At 70.4% G+C, this 18,575-nt stretch carries 19 protein-coding genes; 14 read left to right on the top strand and 5 right to left on the bottom strand.

The features are described 5' to 3' along the window. The first annotated feature begins 101 nt into the window (after positions 1 to 101). Both INP57_RS24720 and INP57_RS24715 read left to right on the top strand, forming a co-directional pair. The gene (locus tag INP57_RS24720; RefSeq protein WP_200072725.1) at positions 102 to 1,403 is read left to right on the top strand and encodes a nicotinate phosphoribosyltransferase; all 1,302 of its coding nucleotides are present in this window, start codon (positions 102 to 104) and stop codon (positions 1,401 to 1,403) included. A gap of 29 nt (positions 1,404 to 1,432) precedes the next feature. Beyond that, positions 1,433 to 2,002: an isochorismatase family protein gene (locus tag INP57_RS24715; RefSeq protein ID WP_200072724.1), complete on the top strand. Its 570-nt coding sequence runs from the start codon at positions 1,433 to 1,435 to the stop codon at positions 2,000 to 2,002. 25 nt (positions 2,003 to 2,027) lie between these two features. Here INP57_RS24715 and INP57_RS24710 read toward each other — a convergent pair whose 3' ends face one another. Together INP57_RS24710 and INP57_RS24705 are read right to left on the bottom strand one after the other, a co-directional pair. Next, positions 2,028 to 2,648, bottom strand: a complete 621-nt coding sequence (locus INP57_RS24710) for a cupin domain-containing protein (protein WP_200072723.1) — start codon at positions 2,646 to 2,648, stop codon at positions 2,028 to 2,030. 41 nt (positions 2,649 to 2,689) lie between these two features. Continuing rightward, on the bottom strand, positions 2,690 to 3,361 hold the full coding sequence (locus INP57_RS24705) for an O-methyltransferase (RefSeq protein WP_200072722.1): 672 nt from the start codon (positions 3,359 to 3,361) through the stop codon (positions 2,690 to 2,692). Positions 3,362 to 3,971: 610 nt separating this feature from the next. On the opposite strand from INP57_RS24705, the gene INP57_RS24700 reads away from it, so the two are divergent. From INP57_RS24700 to INP57_RS24685, 4 genes are read left to right on the top strand one after another with little or no spacing between them, the layout of a single operon-like run. Further along, the gene (locus INP57_RS24700) at positions 3,972 to 4,724 is read left to right on the top strand and encodes a cupin domain-containing protein (protein WP_233628218.1); all 753 of its coding nucleotides are present in this window, start codon (positions 3,972 to 3,974) and stop codon (positions 4,722 to 4,724) included. Beyond that, a complete protein-coding gene (locus INP57_RS24695; protein ID WP_200072721.1) occupies positions 4,721 to 5,131 on the top strand; it encodes a cupin domain-containing protein in 411 nt (136 codons plus the stop codon). The genes INP57_RS24700 and INP57_RS24695 overlap by 4 nt, the downstream gene beginning before the upstream one ends. Then, on the top strand, positions 5,124 to 5,771 hold the full coding sequence (locus tag INP57_RS24690) for a VOC family protein (RefSeq protein ID WP_200072720.1): 648 nt from the start codon (positions 5,124 to 5,126) through the stop codon (positions 5,769 to 5,771). Before INP57_RS24695 ends, INP57_RS24690 begins: the two co-directional genes overlap by 8 nt. Next, complete coding sequence (locus tag INP57_RS24685) at positions 5,772 to 6,968, top strand: sedoheptulose 7-phosphate cyclase (protein ID WP_200072719.1); 1,197 nt, start codon at positions 5,772 to 5,774, stop codon at positions 6,966 to 6,968. A 92-nt stretch (positions 6,969 to 7,060) separates the two neighbouring features. On the opposite strand, the gene INP57_RS24680 is transcribed toward INP57_RS24685, so the two are convergent. Both INP57_RS24680 and INP57_RS24675 read right to left on the bottom strand, forming a co-directional pair. Next, positions 7,061 to 8,599 (bottom strand): FAD-binding oxidoreductase, encoded by a 1,539-nt coding sequence (locus tag INP57_RS24680; RefSeq protein ID WP_200072718.1) that lies wholly within the window; start codon positions 8,597 to 8,599, stop codon positions 7,061 to 7,063. 335 nt (positions 8,600 to 8,934) lie between these two features. After that, entirely contained in the window at positions 8,935 to 9,675 is a 741-nt protein-coding gene (locus INP57_RS24675) for an SDR family NAD(P)-dependent oxidoreductase (RefSeq protein WP_200072717.1), read from the bottom strand. Between the two features lie 118 nt (positions 9,676 to 9,793). Here INP57_RS24675 and INP57_RS24670 point away from each other — a divergent pair, with 118 nt between their 5' ends. From INP57_RS24670 to INP57_RS24660, 3 genes are all read left to right on the top strand, one after another. Further along, positions 9,794 to 10,396: a TetR/AcrR family transcriptional regulator gene (locus tag INP57_RS24670; RefSeq protein ID WP_200072716.1), complete on the top strand. Its 603-nt coding sequence runs from the start codon at positions 9,794 to 9,796 to the stop codon at positions 10,394 to 10,396. Positions 10,397 to 10,543: 147 nt separating this feature from the next. Beyond that, positions 10,544 to 12,718, top strand: a complete 2,175-nt coding sequence (locus tag INP57_RS24665; RefSeq protein ID WP_374220966.1) for an ATP-dependent DNA helicase — start codon at positions 10,544 to 10,546, stop codon at positions 12,716 to 12,718. A gap of 125 nt (positions 12,719 to 12,843) precedes the next feature. Next, positions 12,844 to 13,527 carry a DUF3800 domain-containing protein gene (locus tag INP57_RS24660; RefSeq protein WP_200072715.1) on the top strand — a complete coding sequence of 228 codons (684 nt, stop codon included), beginning with the start codon at positions 12,844 to 12,846 and terminating at the stop codon, positions 13,525 to 13,527. A 151-nt stretch (positions 13,528 to 13,678) separates the two neighbouring features. Here INP57_RS24660 and INP57_RS24655 read toward each other — a convergent pair whose 3' ends face one another. After that, positions 13,679 to 14,050 (bottom strand): GRAM domain-containing protein, encoded by a 372-nt coding sequence (locus INP57_RS24655; protein ID WP_200072714.1) that lies wholly within the window; start codon positions 14,048 to 14,050, stop codon positions 13,679 to 13,681. Between the two features lie 175 nt (positions 14,051 to 14,225). Between INP57_RS24655 and INP57_RS24650 the strand changes: the two genes are divergently transcribed. Genes INP57_RS24650 through INP57_RS24630 form a run of 5 tightly spaced genes read left to right on the top strand, consistent with a single transcriptional unit; the run spans position 14,226 to position 18,565 of the window. Next, entirely contained in the window at positions 14,226 to 14,816 is a 591-nt protein-coding gene (locus tag INP57_RS24650; protein WP_200072713.1) for a biotin transporter BioY, read from the top strand. Further along, on the top strand, positions 14,813 to 16,177 hold the full coding sequence (locus INP57_RS24645) for an ANL family adenylate-forming protein (RefSeq protein ID WP_200072712.1): 1,365 nt from the start codon (positions 14,813 to 14,815) through the stop codon (positions 16,175 to 16,177). The genes INP57_RS24650 and INP57_RS24645 overlap by 4 nt, the downstream gene beginning before the upstream one ends. Beyond that, positions 16,174 to 17,292, top strand: a complete 1,119-nt coding sequence (locus tag INP57_RS24640; RefSeq protein WP_307850269.1) for a thiolase family protein — start codon at positions 16,174 to 16,176, stop codon at positions 17,290 to 17,292. Before INP57_RS24645 ends, INP57_RS24640 begins: the two co-directional genes overlap by 4 nt. Further along, on the top strand, positions 17,289 to 17,963 hold the full coding sequence (locus tag INP57_RS24635; protein WP_200072711.1) for an energy-coupling factor ABC transporter ATP-binding protein: 675 nt from the start codon (positions 17,289 to 17,291) through the stop codon (positions 17,961 to 17,963). Before INP57_RS24640 ends, INP57_RS24635 begins: the two co-directional genes overlap by 4 nt. Beyond that, positions 17,960 to 18,565 carry an energy-coupling factor transporter transmembrane component T family protein gene (locus INP57_RS24630; protein WP_200072710.1) on the top strand — a complete coding sequence of 202 codons (606 nt, stop codon included), beginning with the start codon at positions 17,960 to 17,962 and terminating at the stop codon, positions 18,563 to 18,565. The genes INP57_RS24635 and INP57_RS24630 overlap by 4 nt, the downstream gene beginning before the upstream one ends. The last annotated feature ends 10 nt before the right edge of the window (positions 18,566 to 18,575 follow it).

Raw genomic sequence — 18,575 nt, 5'->3', positions numbered from 1 at the left:
TCCCCATGTTCGCACGTGTGCGCGGGAACCGTGTCGACCGCACGGGCACACCCGGCCCGACCTGTGCGGGAACCGCGCGGGCGGCACGTAGCCTCTGATCCATGACGGCCGCATCCAGTACCGCACTGCGCACCGATCACTACGAGCTGACCATGCTGGCCAGTGCCCTGCGCGACGGGACCGCCGAGCGGCGTTGCGTGTTCGAGGTGTTCACCCGGCGATTGCCGGACGGGCGCCGGTACGGCGTGCTCGGCGGAATGCAGCGGGTGCTGGACGCGATCGAGAACTTCCGCTTCGACGAGGCCGAGCTGACGCGGCTCGCGGAGGCCGGGGTGGTCGACGAGACCACGCTGGACTGGCTGCGCAACTACCGGTTCCAGGGCGATGTGGACGGTTATCCCGAGGGCGAGCTGTACTTCCCCGGTTCGCCGCTGCTGACCGTGCGCGGCACGTTCGCGGAAGCGGTGCTGCTGGAGACGGTGGTGCTGTCGATCCTCAACCACGACAGCGCGATCGCCGCCGCGGCCGCGCGGATGGTCTCGGCGGCCAACGGGCGCCGGATCATCGAGATGGGATCCCGCCGCACGCACGAGGAATCCGCGGTGGCCGCCGCACGCGCCGCCTACCTGGCAGGGTTCTCCGGGACGTCGAACCTGGAGGCCGGTCGCCGCTACCGCATTCCCACCATGGGGACCTCGGCGCATTCGTTCACGCTGCTGCACGACTCCGAGCGTGCCGCGTTCGAGTCGCAGATCGCCGCTCTTGGCGCGGACACGACACTCCTGGTGGACACCTACGACATTTCCCGCGGGATCGCGACGGCCGTGGAGGTCGCGGGTTCCGGTCTCGGCGCGGTCCGGATCGACTCCGGTGACGTGGGCGTGCTGGCGCGGCAGGCGCGGGAGCAGCTGGATTCGCTGGGCGCGACCGGAACCCGCGTGGTCGTCTCCGGTGACCTGGACGAGTACGCGATCGCGTCGCTGCGCGCGGAACCGGTCGACGGCTACGGCGTGGGCACTTCGCTGGTGACCGGTTCGGGGGCGCCGACGGCGGGCATGGTCTACAAGCTCACCGAGGTCGAGGGCCGCCCGGTCGCCAAGCGCTCGTCGAGCAAGGAGTCCCGCGGCGGCAGCAAATCCGCGCTGCGCAGGCACAAGAACACCGGTACCGCGATCGAGGAGGAGGTGTACCGGACCGGGTCGGGCTTCGCCGCGCCGCAGCCGGGCCCGCACGACCGCGAGGTGCCGATTCCACTGGTGCGCGGCGGGAAACAGGTCGATGACCTGCCCACGCTGGAGGACAATCGGGAGCGCCTGCGGCACGCACTGGTGAGCCTGCCGTGGGAGGGGCTGAAGCTTTCCGGTGGCGAACCGGCGATTCCGACCGTCTTTCCGGAGAGCTGATCCCCCGCGAGCCGAGTGGAGGAGCACGGATGAGCACTGCGCTGCTGATCGTCGATGTGCAGCTCGACTTCTGCGAGGGCGGGGCGCTCGGGGTGTCCGGCGGGGCCGGTGTCGCCGCGGCGATTTCCCGCCATGCCGCGGAGAACGAGTACGCACACGTGGTCGCCACCCGCGACTACCACGTCGATCCCGGGGATCACTTCAGCTCGCAGCCGGACTACGTGCGGTCCTGGCCGGTGCACTGCGTCGCGGGGACGGCCGGCGCGGCGTTCCACCCGGAGCTGGAGGTGGGGCCGGTGCGCGCGGTGTTCTCCAAGGGGCAGTACAGCGCCGGATACTCCGGTTTCGAGGGGAAAGATCGGCTTGGCACGCCGCTGCGCGATTGGCTCGGTGAACGCGGAGTGGACGCCGTCGATGTGGTCGGCATCGCCACCGACCACTGCGTGCGCGCCACCGCGCTGGACGCCGCGAAAGCGGGCCTGACCACGACGGTCCTGCTGTCGCTGACCGCAGGAGTCGCACCGGCCACAGTGGACACAGCTGTTCGCGACCTCCGCGCGGCGGGAGTGGCGCTGACGGGGACGCCGGTGGTGGCGTGAGGCCGGGACATCAGCAGCGGCACCGCTACAACTCGGGAAATCCCGGGGGCAGCGGGTCGAGTTCCGCGACGAGCGGCGCTCGCCGGTCCCGGTACTCCGCGCACAACGCCCGATAACCGAGGGCACGTCCGACCGGGGCGAGCACCCCGAACAGCAAGCGCTGCACCGGCCACGGCGGTGCGGCGAACCGGACGATGTCGGCGTATTCGGCGGAGGTCACCGCATGCTGCAGCAGGCCGGGCTTGCCGTTCGAATCGGTCCTGCCGTCTTGGGCCAGCCCGTACAACTGCCGGAACACGGCCTGCTCGAAGCGATCCACCCGGCCCTGCATCCGGATCACGATCCGCGTCGGGCCGGAGTCGCCGTTCCAGAAGTAGTGCCGGGTGCCCGCTTCGGCGAGCACGCTCTCGCCCACTTCTTCGAGAACCCGCGACCGGCCGCCTGCCCGAATGCCCAGCTTGCCGCTGACCAGCACGAACCTCTCGTCGGCCGTCGGATGGTAGTGCTCGCCGACCACGGTGCCGCCGGGCTCCAGGTACAGGTCCCAGATGAGCACGGACCCGTCGCCTTCGTCGTTGCCCCGCCGGATGACGACGCGCTCACCGCAGACCGGGTTGTCGTAGACCTCTTTCGACCGGACGACCATCCGTCCCCTCCTCGATCCCGCCCCTCCTCGATCCCGGCTGGTCAGCGCTTCACCGCGAACGCCAGCCCGTCGGCGAACGGGAGGATGCTCAGGTCCACCCGCTCGTCCTCCCGGATCTTCTCGTTGAACGCGCGGATCGCCGTGGTCTCGCTGTCCTGTTCGGCCTCGTCGAGCACGGCGCCGTGCCACAGCACGTTGTCCACCAAGATCAGTCCGCCGGGCCGGACCAGGCGCAGCGCGATCTCGTAGTAGTCCGCGTAGCCCTCCTTGTCGGCGTCGATGAAGACCAGGTCGAAGGAGCCGCGCCGGTCCGCGCGCCCGGCGAGTCCGGTGAGTCCGGTGAGGACCCCGACGGCGTCACCGACCCGCAGGTCGACCTTGTCCTCGACGCCGGCCCGGCGGGCGTGCGCCAGGGCGATCGAGCTGGCCTCCGAGCTGATGTCGCAGGAGAGCACGCTGCCGCCGGCGGGCAACGCGCGTGCGATGGAGATCGTGCTGTACCCGGTGAACGTGCCCACTTCCAGCACGCGGGAAGCACCGAGCGCTCGCACCAGGACCCCGAGGAACTGGCCTTCCTCCGGCGAGACCTGCATGATCGCGCCGGGCATCTGCTCCGTCTCCTCCCGCAGCGCGGCCAGCGCCGCGGGTTCCCGCAAGGACATTTCGGCGATGTAGTCCTGGAGCGCGGACGTCACTTCGACCTGTACTCGCACAGGGCGACTCCTTCGATGTTCGCGGACCGCGCACCGAATCGGACGATGCCGCGGGCGCGCCAAGGCCCCGCGAATCGCTTCGGCGCGGATCATCGGAATGCACCCGGAAACCCCCATGGCACGGGTGATGCCGCCGATGTTAGCGGCGGCAAATCGAAGATCGTAATGTGATTCAGGACACTGCCGCAATTTTTCGACAAGAACTCCTTGCGTCCGGGCATCGGATCCGTCCGGTTGCCGTTCACCGCTTCAGAGCAATTATTCACCTGCACAGCGGAAGCCGCCGGAAAATCCACCGCGCGCACGTGAGCCGTTAGCACCAAACGACAACCGATCGGCCCCGGTGCGAATGTGAAATCGGAGCGGGAAGCGGTCGCGGAGCCGCATTTCGCTTGACACACCGGGTGCCCCGCCCCAAACTCGGCAGCACACCGGACATCTCGGGATGTGCGGGACTGGGGAAGGAATCAGGGCCGCGCGGTCCACCGCGGAACGCAGCGCAGCGCGCCGTGTGCGATCGATCGACACTTCTGGCCCGACCGCGTGGCGAAGCGCCACCCAATTCACGCTTCCGCCGTTTTCGCACGCTCGTACACGGAGGGAACGATCCTTGGTAGACGCAGTGATCGTCGCAGACCTCAACGAACCGTCGGACATCCACGGAATGCACAGCGGCGAAGGCCTGGCCCGCTGGAAAGTGCTGGCTCGCAGGGGCAGTTTGTTCGGCTACTGGGAGGCGGTCGAGTGGTCCGCACTACCGCCGGGCGGGGTGAGCGGAGAACATATTCATTCGCGCACCGAAGAGTTGTACTTCATCGTCTCCGGCGACGGAGAGATGACGCTCAACGGACGGACGCACCAGGTCCGGCCGGGCCACCTCATCGTGAACGGCCTGGGCACCCGCCACGGCTTGCGCAACACCGGTGACGAGGAACTGGTCTGGCTGGTCATCGAAGTCTCGGGACCGCACACCGCGGCGGTGCTCGACACCCCGCGAGAAACACCCCGACACGAGCCGGAGAGGACAGCAATGAGCGACGCCGTGGTCATCGATCTGCGCCAGGCAGGCCAAGTGGACACCACCGAGCACCTGACCGGTCCGCTGCGGCTCGCGCGGCTGGTGCGCCTGCGCCCTGGAGAGCCGCTGGAGCTTTCCGCCGACTCCGAAGAGCACACCGTCTACACCATCGGCGGCCAGGGACGCGCACGCGGATCCTCGGAAACGGTCGCGCTCCGCTCCGGAGTGGGCCTGACGCTGCCGCTCGGCGGAACGGTTTCCATCGAAGCCGCGTCCCAGCGGGAACCGCTGGAACTGTTCGTCGTGAGCCTCGCCGTCCCCGGCGCCGCGGGAGGCCGGCAATGATCGTCACCGACTCGCGCGGACTGGTGCTGACCGCCGACGAGCGCACCGGCGTGATCAGATCGCGTTGCCTGGCTCGGCGCGGAATGCTCTACAGCGAATGCGAAGCCGTGGACTACTTGCTGCTGGCGCCCGGGGCAGCGCAGGACGCGCGCGGGCAGTCCGGTGTCGAGCTGGCGGTGCTGGTGCTCGGCGGGAGCGGCGAGCTGTCCGATACCCGGCGGGACCGGCCCGCTCCCCTGCGTCCCGGGGCGCTGGTGCTCGCGCCCGCGGGTTCGGGCACGGTGTTGCGCAACACCGGCGAGGCCGAATTGGAACTGCTGCTGATCGCGGTTTTCCCGGAATCGGTGACCGGCCGGTTGCCGATCCGGAAACCCGTGGAACGGCCCGCGGGGGCCGGCGATGGGTAGCGGAATCCCCGGAGCGCGAAACGTCGACCACGTCGCCTTCACCGTGCCCGATCTGCAGCGGGCGGTCGACTTCTTCGTGGACGTGCTGGGTGCCGAAACGATCTACTGGGAAGGTCCGGTCCAGGACCTGGCCGGTGACTGGATGACTCGCAAGCTCAACGTGCACGAACGAGCGACGGCCCGGATCGCGATGCTGCGGCTGGGCCCCACCACCAACCTGGAACTGTTCGAGTACACGGCCCCGAACCAGCAGCGCCGGATACCGGAGAACAGCGACCACGGCGGTCACCACCTGGCCATTTACGTCGACGACGTGGACGTCGCCGCCGAATACCTGCGGAACCAGCCGGGGGTGCGGTTGCAGGGCGAACCGGAAACGATCGAAGAAGGCCCGCTCGCCGGGAACAGGTGGATGTACTTCACCGCGCCGTGGGGAATGCAGCTGGAAGTGGTCGACATGCCCGCGGGAATGCCCTACGAACAGCGCACCGCCGCACGCAAGTACGGACCGGCCCCACGCTGGGACAACAGGGCCGAGCAAAACCGCGACGCGATCCCGAGCAGCGCCGACGCGAATGCGGCCGGCGATCCGCACCCGTCCCGGAACACCGGCGCGAACCTGACAGAGAAGGAGCGTTAGATGACGCCGACCGCAACGGAATCGTTCGCGCCGTGGCGGGATCGATCCGAAGCATCCCGCAACCGCTGGACCGTAACGGCGACCCGGCCCGTCAGCTACGACGTCGCGCTCTGCGACGGCATTCTCGATCCCGCGAATCCGGCGCTGCTGCGGGCCGTTCCGCGCGGCGTGCCGCCAACGGCGCGACGACTCCTCGTGATTGATTCCGAGGTGCACCGGCACTACGGCCGTTCGTTCACCGACTACTTCGAGCGGCATTCGATCCCGTCCGCCACCTGCGTGCTGGATTGCGACGAGACGACGAAGCACTGGGGCAACGTGCGCACCGTGCTGCAAGCGCTCGATCGGTTCGGCATCGACCGCCGGAACGAGCCGATCGTCGCGGCGGGTGGCGGTGTGCTGCTGGACGTCGTCGGTTTCGCCGGCAGCCTGTACCGCCGGGGCACGCCGGTGGTGCGGGTGCCCACGACGCTGATCGGTCTCGTCGACGCGGGCATCGGAGTGAAGACCGGCGTCAACTTCGACGAGCACAAGAACCGGATCGGGACCTATCACGCGGCCGATCGCGTCGTGCTGGATCCGGCGTTCCTGCGAACCGTCGACCGCAGGCATCTCAGCAACGGGCTGGCCGAGATCCTCAAGATGGCGCTGATCGGGGATCGCCGGCTGTTCGACCTGCTGGACTGGCACGGTGCCGGGCTCCTCGCTGCCAAGTTCCAGCGCGACGGCCGGCACCGGGAAGCCGCGACCGAAGTTCTCGAACGGTCCATCGGCGGCATGTTGGACGAATTGCAGCCGAACCTGTGGGAGAGCTCGCTGGAACGCGTCGTCGACTACGGTCATTCGTTCAGCCCGACGCTGGAGATGCGGGCGTTGCCGGAACTGCTGCACGGCGAAGCGGTGAGCATCGACATGGCCTTGAGCACGCTGCTCGCCGAAGCGCGAGGTCTGGTCACCGCTACCGAACGGAGCCGCGTGCTGCGGCTCATGCGCGCGCTGGAACTGCCGATCTCGCACCCGCTGTGCACCAGCGAGCTGCTGATCTCGGCGCTGGGCGACACCACCCGACACCGCGGCGGCAGGCAGCGGTTGCCGCTTCCCGTCGGCATCGGGGCCGCCCGGTTCGTCGACGACGTCGACGAGCGGGAACTCGAGGTGGCGGGCGAGTCGCTGGCTGAGCTGGCGAAGAACGGCTGATGCGCGGCCACGCGGCGATGCCCGGCCCCGCGACCGGTGCGGTGCGATGCGCCACCAGGGCGATCGCACCGCACCGGTACGGGCCTGTCCCATCAGTCCGGCAGCCGCACGGATTGGGCGTGCCGGAACACGTCGCGCGGATCGAACCGCTTCTTCACCTGCTGCAGCCGCTCGTAGTTCTCCTTGTAGTAGAGCCGGTACCAGGGCACTTGCGACTGGTTGTGCTCCGCGGAGTTCAAGTCCACGTCCGGGTAGTTCACGTAGCAGCCGTCCGTGAGCTCGTTCGGCACCGGCACCCCGCCGGTGTCCCGGTACAGGTCCGCGTAGAACCGGCGCAACCAGGTCAGGTGCTCGTCGTCATCCGCCGGGTCGTCCCACAGCACTTGCCAGTAGAGCTTGAAGAACGAACTCCGGTGCGCGAACGCGGTCGCGGACTCGGGCACCGCGTTGACCTGGGCCCCGAAGCCCTGCAGGTGCATGGTGGCGGTCGAGTTGTCGATGTCGGTGCTGGTGAGGCTCTGGTACATGGTCGCGACGTGCTTGTCCGGGAAGTTGCCGCGCATGTACCCGGATTTGTAATCGGCGCGCAACGTCGGATTGTTCAGGTCGACGTTGTTGGTGCCCAGGAAGCGCGTCGCCTGCAGCCACGGCAAGCGCTGCGCTTCGTAGCACCCGGGCATCGCGTTGTACTCCCCCATCGACGCGGTCATCGGTTGGAGCGGTGCACCGACCCCGTCCGTGATCGCGTCGAGGTATTCCGCTAGCAGGTCGTCCGCCCCCGGCAGATCGGCTTCCACCTGGGTGATCAAGCCGATCTGCCCGTTCGACCGGTGGTTGAGCACGGCCAGCCCGAACAGACCTGCGGCCCGGCTGCCCGGCCGGGAGTTGCGCACGTGCCAGTCGGCGTAGTTGTTCACGAGCCGGGTGAAGCCTGCTTCGGTGATCTCGTCCCAGGACAGCGCGGCTGCGCTGAGCAGCACGTGCCGCGGTGGGCGCGGCAGGATCTCGCCGGGTTCGCGGCCGGTCGCGCCGGGACTGCGGAACCAGTAGCGGGTGATCACGCCGAAATTGCCGCCGCCACCGCCGGTGTGCGCCCACCACAGGTCCCGGTTGGGGTCGTCTTCCTCCCTCGTGGCCACTACCCGGCGGACCTCACCGCCTTCGCCGACCACGACGACCTCGACCGCGTAGAGGTGGTCAACGATCAAACCGTGCCGCCGGGCCAGCGCGCCCCATCCACCGCCGGAAACGTGTCCCCCGACACCGACCGAGTAGCAGAGGCCGCCGGGGAGGGTGACACCCCACCGCTCGTAGAGCTTCTTGTACACGTTGAGCAGGTTCGAACCCGCTTCGACGGCGACGGCGTTCATGGCCGGGTCGTAGTACACGGCGTCGAGGTGCTTCATGTTGATCACGACATCGACGTCGCTGTTGTAGACGAAGTCCTCGAAGCAGTGCCCGGCACCGTTCACCGTCATCCGCTTGCCGTCGCGGACGGCTTCCTGCACCACCGGTGCGACCTGCTCCACGGACTCGACCAGGACAACGGATTCCGGAGTCCCCGACCACCGCTGGTTGTACCCGCTGGTCAGGTCCGGGTACTGCCGCGCTTCTTTTGAAATTGTTGCCATTGCAGAAATACCTCTTCAGTCCAGTGCAGCGACCCCCAGGGCGCTGCGCGCGAGAATTGCCGACGAGCTCGCCCGTGAACCGCGGTGCTCGGGCCGCGCAGGCCCGGAACGCGATCAGGCCCCCAGAGCCTTGGGCCCGTACTCGGCCGGTGGTGCGGTTTCGGGCGCACCCCGGCTCGATGGAACTCGCCCCAGTAGTGATGACCCAGTGAATGCCCAGTGCTAGTGATGCCCCAGTGCCGCTGCCTCAGCAGCAGCGCTGACTTCTCCCACGAACCCCCGGTTCTCCGCACCGTTGCACGGTCGGCGGAGCCCGCTGCGCACCGGCCGTCGAATCAGGCCGCCCATCCCCCGTCCACGGGGATCGAGGCACCGGTGATGTGGCGCCCACCGGCACCGGACAGGTGCACGACGGTGTTCGCGATGTCTTCCACCACGCCGTAGTGCCCCAGGGCGGTGATGGCGCGCTGCCCGTCGGCCCCTTCGGAATCCGCCGGGTTCATGTCCGTGTCCGTAGGCCCCGGGTGCACCACGTTGACCGTGATCCCGCGGGGGCCGAGCTCCCGGGCCAGCGCCTTGGCGAAACCGGTGAGCCCGGACTTGCTCAAGGTGTACAGGCTCACGCCGGGGAACGGCACCCGTTCCACGAACGAGGTTCCGATGTGGATGATCCGGCCGCCGCCGGACATGTGCCGCACCGCGGCCTGCGTCGTCAGGAAGGCGGTCCGCACGTGCACCGCGATGGCCTGGTCGAACTGCTCCAGCGTGACGTCCTCGATCAACCCGTAGGGGAAGATGCCGGCGCAGTTGACCAGGATGTCGAGTCCGCCGAGGCGGTCGGCGGCCTCGTCGACCGCGACGCGGGCGGAGTCCGCGTCCATCCCGTCCAGCGGCAGGGCCGCCCCGCGCACCCCCGAAGCCTCGATGTCGCGCACGACGGAATGCGCTTTGTCCTTCGAACCCGAGTACGTGATCGCCACGTCCGCGCCGTTCGACGCGAGACCGCTCGCCGCTCCGGCCCCGATGCCCCTGCTCCCGCCGACCACGAGTGCCTTCTTGCCCGCGAGCTCCGCCATCGTTCCCCCATCGATTGTTCTGTATCGGTCGATACAGAAGTAGTCTGACGTCACCACTGGTGGCCGTCAAGCAGAATTTGCGGCAGGAAGCCGCGACACCGGCCGGGGAGGGCACGAGATGACCGAACGCGGACGACCGCGGGCCTTCGACCGGGAGGTCGCGCTGCACAAGGCGATGGAGGTCTTCTGGGCCAGCGGGTACGAGGGGACTTCCATCGGCGACCTCACCGCCGCGATGGGGATCAACGCACCGAGCCTGTACGCGACGTTCGGCAGCAAGGAGGGACTGTTCCGGTCCGCGACCGAGCGGTACAACACCGTCGAGGGCCGCGCCGCGAACGACGCCCTGCACCGGGCTGCGACCGCGCGGCTGGCGGTGGAGTCCATGCTGCGCAGCTACGCGCGGTCCTACACCGACCCGGCGACTCCGCGGGGCTGCATGATCGTGCTGGCTGCGAACGTCGGCACCGCCCGCAACGCCGGTGTTCGCGAGCACCTCGCCGGGCTGCGCCGCGAAGTGCTCGCGACGCTGCGGCAACGCCTGGAACGCGGCATCGCCGAAGGCGACGTTCGGGCGGACACCGACACCGCATCGGTCGCGACCTTCTACGCGACGGTGCTGCAAGGGCTGTCCATCCAGGCGAAGGACGGCGCGTCCCTGGCGGACCTGGAAGGCGTGATCGATCACGCCATGAGCGCCTGGCCGGCGGCGCCTTCCTGACCCGCTGGGAACGGCGCGGTGCTGCGAGTGCCGGGCAGGCGGCGTAGCAGCCGCTTGGCTGCGGCCACGCCCATCCATGCGTCACCGCCCGACTCGCGCCGGTGTGTGCCCCGCAGCCTTGACGTGGCCGCGCGGTAGCGTCGGAGGGTGCCTGGTTCCGTTCCGCAGTGGTCCGATCCGGACGTGTTCGCGCCCGACGATTCCGACGATCTTCCGCCGGAGATCGCCGCCGACCTCGCGAAGCAGGGCGGGCCGCAGCAGGCTCAGCACCGGAGCGAGCCGAGCACCGCGAAACCACCGGAGCAGGTACCAGAGCTGGCCGAGCTGCTGGAGATCGCGGTCCGCTCGGTCGGCGGCACCGAGCGCGAGGGCCAGGCGCGGATGGCCGACGCCGTGGAGCACTCCATCGGATCCGGTGAGCACTTGGCCGTGCAGGCCGGAACCGGCACCGGCAAATCCCTCGCCTACCTGGTTCCCGCGATCCGGCACGCCGTCACCGCGGCCACCACGGTGGTGATCTCCACCGCGACGATCGCGCTGCAGCGCCAGCTGGTGGACCGCGACCTGCCGCGGCTGGCGACCGCGCTGGCCGAGGCGCTGGGGCGGCCGCCGACGTTCGCGATCCTCAAAGGCCGCCGCAACTACCTGTGCCTGAACCGGATCCACGGCAACGCCCCGGAAGAACCCGACGAAGGCGCGCTGTTCGACCCGTTCGCCGCCTCCGCGCTGGAGCGGCAGGTCAAGCGGCTGCGGGAGTGGGCGACCGAGACCGAATCCGGCGACCGGGACGAACTCGTGCCGGGCGTGACCGATCAGGCGTGGCGGCAGGTTTCGGTGACCGCCAAGGAATGCCTCGGGGTGCAGCGCTGCCCCGTCGGCACCGACTGCTTCGCCGAACGCGCGCGCGGTGAAGCGGGCCGGGCCGACGTGGTCGTGACCAACCACGCGCTGCTGGCGATCGACGCGCTCGACGACCGGCCGGTGCTGCCCGAGCACGACGTGGTCATGGTCGACGAGGCGCACGACCTGGTCGACCGGGTGACCTCGGCCGCCACCGGAGAACTCACCGGAGGCCAGGCGAAACTCGCCGCGCGGCGCTGCGGGCGCGCGATCGACCAGAGCATCGCCGACCGGCTCGACGAGGCGGCCGAAGGACTCGAAACCGTGCTGGAGGACGCGCCTGCGGAGCGGCTGGAGGCGATGCCGGAAGCGCTCGGCGGGGCGCTCACGGCGTTGCGCGACGCGGGCGCGGCGTGCATGACCGCGCTCGGGCCGGAGCGCAAGGAGGACGTCGAAGGCAGCACGGCCCGCAGGCTCGCGCTGGCGTTGACCGAGGAGCTGCACGACACCGCGGTTCGGTTGCTGGACGCCTTCGACGAACCGGAGGGCCAGCGCCGCGACGTGGTTTGGATCAGCGCCGAGCCGAACCGGCCGCGAGCGGTGAAGGTGGCCCCGCTCGGCGTCGGCGGGCTGCTGCGGGAGCGGCTGTTCGGGCAGCGCACGACGGTGCTGACCTCGGCGACGCTGGCGCTCGGCGGGTCCTTCGACACGCTGGCCCGGCAGTGGGGCCTGCCGCCGGAGCGCCAGGCGGCCGCGGCCGAGGACATGGCCAGCCGCAAGGAAGCACCCTCCGACAGCTCCAGCACCGCCTGGACCGGGCTGGACGTCGGCTCACCGTTCGAGCACCGGCGCAGCGGCATCCTCTACATCGCGCGGCACCTGCCGCCGCCGGGCAAAGCCGGACTTCCGGACGAGTACCTGGACGAGCTCACCGAGCTGGTGCAGGCCGCGGGTGGCCGCACGCTCGGGCTGTTCTCCTCGATGCGCGCGGCCAAGCAGGCGTCCGAACAGCTGCGGGACCGGCTGTCGACGCCGGTGCTGTGCCAGGGCGAGGACAACACCGCGCAGCTGGTCGCGAAGTTCTCCGAATCACCGGAAACCTCGCTGTTCGGCACGTTGTCGCTGTGGCAGGGCGTGGACGTGCCCGGTGACTCGCTGCAACTCGTGGTGATGGACCGCATCCCGTTCCCGCGGCCGGACGACCCGCTCGCCTCGGCGCGGCAGAAGGCGGTGTCCGCGCACGGCGGCAACGGGTTCATCACCGTCGCCGGGACGCACGCGGCGCTGCTGCTGGCCCAAGGCGCCGGGCGGCTGCTGCGGTCCGTGCACGACCGCGGCGTCATCGCGGTCCTCGACCCGCGGCTGGCGACCGCCCGCTACGGCAGCTTCCTGCGCGCCTCGCTGCCGCCGTTCTGGGCCACCTACGACCCGCAGGTGGTCCGCGGCGCACTGGGCAGGCTGAACGCGGCGGCCTCCGGCTGACGGCGCAGGAGCGGTCGCCGATCAAGCGGCGGTTGCGGGGCCCGCTCCCCTGCTCGCCGATGGTGAGCGGAGCCGCGAACGAACACGGTGGGTTTTCTTCCGATCACGTTCCGTACGGTGTGGTCATGATCGTGCGGGTGTTCTACGTCGACGACTCCGGCTCGGAGCAGCACGGAATCAACGTCTTCGGCTGGGTGGAGCTTGAACTGGGGGCGTGGAATCAGGTGCTGCGCGGCTGGCTGGACTGGCGGCAGGAGCTGTACCGCTCGATCGGGCTGGCCACCGACTACGAGCTGCACGCGACGAAGTTCCTGGGCGGGCGCGGGCGACCGACGGGCACGGACTGGGACACGGCGAAGCCGAATCGGTCGCAGGTGATGCGTGATGCGCTGTCGACCATTGACGGTTTGGACGGATTGGCGGCAGGCGCGGTCTTTCTGCGGACGACGCCCGGAGTGAAGCATCCGGCGGCGAAGGCGGATGCGTACGCGCGGCTGGTGCGGTACCTGGACGCACGTCTGACCGCGGCGGGCGAGCTGGGCCTGATCATGATGGACGGGGACGGCAGTGATCACACGTATCGCGGTGCGCACCGGGAGTTGAAGCTGGCGACGCGCTCGGTGATCGAGGATCCGCTGTTTCAGCACTCGCACCACAGCCAGTGGGTGCAGATGGCTGATCTGGTGGCGTACGCGGCGTTCATGCGGGTCGAGCGCATGGTCGGCAAGCCGTTCGCGTGGGAGTGGTTCACGCTGCTCGCGGACTGCTCGACGAGCGGCGTAGAGCCACTCGACCGGCACCTGGCCTGAAAACTCGCCCCGGACAATAAGCAAGACCCGCTACCCCAAGCACATGGGACGGGTCCGCGACGACCAATGTACACGATGCCTGCGGTCGGCACCAGGACTGCCCGGCGGCAGCAACCGTCGCCGGGCGCGGCAACGACGCGGTACCAGGGATTCAGGCCGGGCCGGTCGCGGCGCGGATCTCGGTGATGACCTGGTCGAGTTTGTTGAGGACGAACAGTTCGGTGGAGCCGTCCGCGCAGTCGATCCGCAGTCGGGTGCGCAGGCCGCCGTTGTACGCGGCGCGCAGGTTCAGGGTGCGCGGCTGCTTGCCGACCTCGGTGATCGCCGCCAGCGGGATGCTCCGGTATTCGCCACCGGTGTTGGCGTCGAAGGCGTGCGGGCAGAACAGCACTCGCCGGTTCGTCAGGTACAGCCTGCCGCCGGCGGCGCGGGAATTGCTCTGCGTCCGGTTCGCCCAGCGGCGCCAGGTGACGATCTCGCCGTCATCGGTGGGAGCGACGTTGCCGGGTAGTTGCGTGGTCACGACTTCCCCTTTCGGGACTCGGGTAGGGCCGGGCGCGATCTTCGCGGCAGCCGGGGAATGCGGGCAAGCCCGGCACCGCCCGGTTGTGGAGTGTCCACAATGGGACGGAACACTTTCTGTTCCGCAGGCCGAGCCGGGTAGGTTGACGCCGGACCGCGATCGGTGAGGAGTCGTCGTGCCTGGACAACGCACTGCCCCGGCCACCGAGCTGGCCCGGACCGTGGTGTTCGCGGCGTTCATCGCCGTGCTCGGCCTGTTCCCCGGGTTCTACCTCGGCGGCGCCGCGGTGCCGGTGGTGCTGCAGAACATGGGGCCGCTGCTGGCGGGCAGCATCCTCGGTGCCCGCCGCGGAGGCGCATCGGTGCTGCTGTTCCTGGGACTCGTGGTGATCGGGTTGCCGCTGCTGTCGGGTGGCCGCGGCGGCATCGCGCCGTTCGCCGGGCCGAGCGGCGGGTTCCTGCTGGGCTGGCTGCTGTCGGCGTTCGTGGTGGGGCTGATCGTGCAGCGGGCGACGCCGCGTCCGGGGCTCGCGGTGCTGCTGCTGGCGAACCTGGCCGGGGTGGCGGTGGACTACCTGGTCGGCATTCCGTACTGGGCCGCGTTCACCGGTGATCTCGGTGCGGCCGCGGTGCAATCGCTGGTGTTCGTGCCGGGTGACGCGGTGAAGCTGGTGCTGGTTTCGCTGGTCGCGGTGGCGGTGCACCGGGCGTTGCCCGCTTCGCTGAGTGGTTCTGCGCAGGGCGGTTCCCGGACGGCGCGGGAATGACCCTGCCGATCCTCGGGCGCCGACTCACCGCCGGCGTGTCGTGCGGTGCGGACGTTCTCGACGGCGCCGAGATCATGCGGCACGCGCAGGGCGCGGCGGGCGAACTCGCCGGAGTCGATCGGGTGGCGGTCGACGACCCCGACCCGCTGCACCGGCTGTGCTGGCTGCTGGGCGCGGACCTCGCCGGAGCCGCCACGCTGATCGTCGACCCGGATTGGCCGCGGCCGCAGGACGTGCTGGACGAGGCGAAACCGGGCCGGGTGGTCCGCGGCCTGCCGATTCCGGGCGAGCCGCCGGAAACGCCGCGCGGCGACGAGCTGACCTGGTTCTACCTGCCCACCACTTCCGGCAGCAGCGGCACGCCGAAAGTGCTGGCGCGATCCCGGAAGTCCTGGCTGCGCAGCTTCACCGCGCTCGACGCACCGTTGCGCGACGACGATTCCGCGCTGATCCCGGGGCCGTTGAGTTCCTCGCTGTACCTGTTCGGCGCGCTGCACGCGCTGCACCAGGACCGCGATGTCCGCCTGCTGCGGCGCTGGTCCGCGCGCACCGCCGCGCAGGAGTGCCTGCACGCGACGGTCGTGCACGTCGTCCCCGCGATGCTCGCCGAGTTGCTTTCGGTGTGGGAGCGGCATCCCGAGCTGCGTGCCTCCTGTGCGCTGCGGCTGATCGTCTGCGGCGGGGCCGACCTGGCGCCCGAGCTGGAGACGCGGCTGCACGCGCTGCTGCCGGGCTGCGAATTACTGGAGTACTACGGCTCCGCGGAGACCTCGCTGATCGCGCTGCGCCGCGGCGAGCATCGGCTGCGGCCGGTGGTGGACGTGGAAATCCTTGATGCGCAAGGAAATCCGGTCAGCGAAGGCGAATTGCGGGTGCGCTCGGAGCTGGCCTTCGACGGCTACCTGCGGCAAGGCGTGCTGGAAGCCCCGGAATCGGACCGGATCAGCGTCGGCGACCGCGCCGTCCGGCACGACGACGGCGGGCTGAGCGTGCTCGGTCGCTGCAGCGCCACGATCAGCACCGGCGGGACGCTGGTGGCCGCCGAAGAGGTCGAGTCCGCGCTGCGCGGCCGGGGCGTCCGCGAGGTGCTGGTGACCGGGACGCCGCACCCCCGCCTCGGCGCGCTCGTCACGGCGGTCGTCGAGGTCGATCCGGCCGCGCCCGCGACGCGGGAGGAGCTGCGCGCCCGGGTTCGCGAGCTGGAGCCCGTCAAGCGCCCGCGGCGCTGGCTGACCGTGCCCGAGCTGCCGCGCACCGGCTCCGGGAAACCCGCGCGCGGCGTGCTGGACGAGTGGCTGCGCAACGGCGCGCCGCAAGCCGAGGTCTTGCGCCCGAGCACCCCTTCGCAGGAACGACCGTGACCGACCGGACACCCGTGATCATCGCCGCGCGCCGCAGCCCGATCGGAGAAGTCGGTGGCGTGCTGCGCAATGTGGCGACCGATCAGCTCGCCGCTCCGGTGCTGCGCGCCGCGCTCACCGATTCCGGGCTGGACACCGTGGACGACGTGCTGCTCGGCAACGCGCTCGGGCCGGGCGGGAATCCGGCGCGGGTCGCCGCGCTGCGCGCCGGGTTCGGGTTCGACGTGCCCGGCATGACGGTGGATCGGCAGTGCGCCAGCGGGCTCAGCGCGATCCTCACCGCTGCGGCGCTGCTGCGCGCCGGGGTCGGCGATCGGTTCCTGGCCGGTGGCGTGGAGAGCCCGTCGACCGCGCCGTGGCGGGCGTGGCGACCGCGCACCGCCGGTGAGCCACCGCGGTTCTACTCGCGCGCCCCGTTCGCCCCGGCCGACATCGGCGACCCGGACATGGGCCCGGCCGCCGACCTGGTCGCCGCCGAGGCGGGCGTTTCCCGCCGGCGCCAGGACGATTTCGCCGCGCGCAGCCACGCCCGCGCGATCGCGGCGCAGGATTCCGGCCGGTTCGACGCCGAACTCGTCGAGGTCGGCGCCGCGCGCGACGAACGCCCGCGGCGCAACTTCACCGCGCAGCGGCTGAGCCGGTTCCGCCCCGCGTTCACCCCGGACGGCACGGCCACCGCCGCGAACTCGTGCGGCGTCAGCGACGGGGCGGCCGCAGTGCTGCTCACCACCGAGGACGAGCGCCGCGCACTCGGCGTGCCCGGCCTGCGGCTGGCCGCCGAACGGACCGCGGGCGTGGACCCGAACCGGCTCGGGCTCGGCGCGGTACCCGCCTTGCAGGCCGTGCTGCAGGACCGGCCGGAGCTGGTGGAGTTCACCGAAGCCTTCGCCGGGCAGGTGCTGGCGTGCGCGGACGCGGCCGGGCTGGACGAGCGCACGATCAGCCCGGACGGCGGCGCCGTCGCGCTCGGGCACCCCTGGGGAGCGTCCGGCGCGGTCCTGGTGGTGCGATTGTTCAGCCGCATGGTGCGCGAGAACGGGCCGCGCACCGGAGTGGCGGCCCTGTCCTCCGGCGGCGGGCTAGGCGTGGCGAGCGCGTGGGAGCGAGTGGGTTGATCGAGTTCGAAGACGTCGCGCACTCCTACGGCGAGCACTCCGTGCTCACCGGCGTCGACCTGCGGCTGCGCGAGCCGCGGGTGGCGTTCGTCGGTGCGAACGGCTCCGGCAAGTCCACCCTGGCGCGGATGGTCAACGGGCTGGTCACGCCCACGCGGGGCCGCGTGCTGGTGGACGGGCTGGACCCGGCGAAGAACGGGCGGGCGGTGCGCAAGCGCGTCGGTTTCGTGTTCACCGACCCGGACAGCCAGATCGTGATGCCGACCGCCGGTGAGGACGTCGCGTTCTCGTTGCGGCGCCGCGGAATTCCGAAAGCGGAGCGGGAGCGGCGCGCGGCCGAAGTACTCGCGCAGCACGGCCTCGGCGGGTACGAGCAGCACCCGGCGCACCAGCTCTCCGGCGGGCAGAAGCAGCTGCTGGCGCTGTGCTCGATGCTGGTGCTGGAACCGGACGTGCTGGTCTGCGACGAGCCGACGACGCTGCTCGACCTGCGCAACAAGCGGCACTTCATGGAGTTGCTGCGGGAATTGCCGCAGCAGGTGCTGCTGGTCACGCACGACCTGCACCTGCTGGAGGACTTCGAGCGGGTGGTGGTGCTCGACCGGGGACAGGTGGCCGCCGACGACTCGCCGGACGCGGCGTTGACGCGGTATCGGGAGCTGGCCGGATGAACCCGCTCGGGCTGTACGAGCCGGGAACGAGCCCGCTGCACCGGGTTCCGGCGGGCGTGAAGTTCCTGGCGCTGCTGGCGCTCGCGGTGCTGATCTTCGTGTTCGCCGCGCCGACTCCGCTCGGAGTGCTCGCGGGCGCGGTGCTGCTCGGCTACCTCGTCGCCCGGGTTTCGCCGGGACGCTGCTGGCGGCTGGCTCGGTTCCTGGTCCCGCTGCTGGCGGTGATCTTCGCGTTGCAGTGGTGGCTGCTGGGGCTGGATCAGGCGATCGTGGTGGCGCTGCGGCTGTTCGCGGCGCTGGCGGCGGCGAACCTGTTCACCCTGACCACCCGGGTCGACGACATGGTCGGCGCCGTCGAGCGCGGGTTGCGCCCGCTGCGGCGGTTCGGCGTCCGGCCGGAGCGGGCCGGACTGCTGGTGGGGCTGACGATGCAGGCCATCGCGGTGCTCTCGACCATCGCGGCGGAGACCCGCGAAGCCCAGCGCGCTCGCGACGCGGACCGTTCGGTCTCCGCCTTCGCCATCCCGTTCCTGGTGCGCACCCTGCGCCACGCCGACGAACTCGGGGAAGCGCTCGCGGCACGGGGCGTCGGCGACGACTGATCGGGTCGGC

It is taken from the genome of Saccharopolyspora galaxeae, assembly GCF_016526145.1.
Classification (GTDB): Bacteria; Actinomycetota; Actinomycetes; order Mycobacteriales; family Pseudonocardiaceae; genus Saccharopolyspora_C; species Saccharopolyspora_C galaxeae.
The sequence above is the reverse complement of the archived record's forward strand: the minus strand, read 5'-3'. Positions and strand labels throughout refer to the sequence as shown.

What these genes read in the sequence shown, in the direction of transcription:
- INP57_RS24710 (WP_200072723.1), bottom strand. Translation starts at nt 2,648, where the DNA reads ATGGTCGTCCGGTCGAAAGAGGTCTACGACAACCCGGTCTGCGGTGAG.
- INP57_RS24720 (WP_200072725.1), top strand. Translation starts at nt 102, where the DNA reads ATGACGGCCGCATCCAGTACCGCACTGCGCACCGATCACTACGAGCTG.
- INP57_RS24630 (WP_200072710.1), top strand. Translation starts at nt 17,960, where the DNA reads ATGAACCCGCTCGGGCTGTACGAGCCGGGAACGAGCCCGCTGCACCGG.
- INP57_RS24675 (WP_200072717.1), bottom strand. Translation starts at nt 9,675, where the DNA reads ATGGCGGAGCTCGCGGGCAAGAAGGCACTCGTGGTCGGCGGGAGCAGG.
- INP57_RS24645 (WP_200072712.1), top strand. Translation starts at nt 14,813, where the DNA reads ATGACCCTGCCGATCCTCGGGCGCCGACTCACCGCCGGCGTGTCGTGC.
- INP57_RS24680 (WP_200072718.1), bottom strand. Translation starts at nt 8,599, where the DNA reads ATGGCAACAATTTCAAAAGAAGCGCGGCAGTACCCGGACCTGACCAGC.
- INP57_RS24670 (WP_200072716.1), top strand. Translation starts at nt 9,794, where the DNA reads ATGACCGAACGCGGACGACCGCGGGCCTTCGACCGGGAGGTCGCGCTG.
- INP57_RS24695 (WP_200072721.1), top strand. Translation starts at nt 4,721, where the DNA reads ATGATCGTCACCGACTCGCGCGGACTGGTGCTGACCGCCGACGAGCGC.
- INP57_RS24660 (WP_200072715.1), top strand. Translation starts at nt 12,844, where the DNA reads ATGATCGTGCGGGTGTTCTACGTCGACGACTCCGGCTCGGAGCAGCAC.
- INP57_RS24715 (WP_200072724.1), top strand. Translation starts at nt 1,433, where the DNA reads ATGAGCACTGCGCTGCTGATCGTCGATGTGCAGCTCGACTTCTGCGAG.
- INP57_RS24690 (WP_200072720.1), top strand. Translation starts at nt 5,124, where the DNA reads ATGGGTAGCGGAATCCCCGGAGCGCGAAACGTCGACCACGTCGCCTTC.
- INP57_RS24685 (WP_200072719.1), top strand. Translation starts at nt 5,772, where the DNA reads ATGACGCCGACCGCAACGGAATCGTTCGCGCCGTGGCGGGATCGATCC.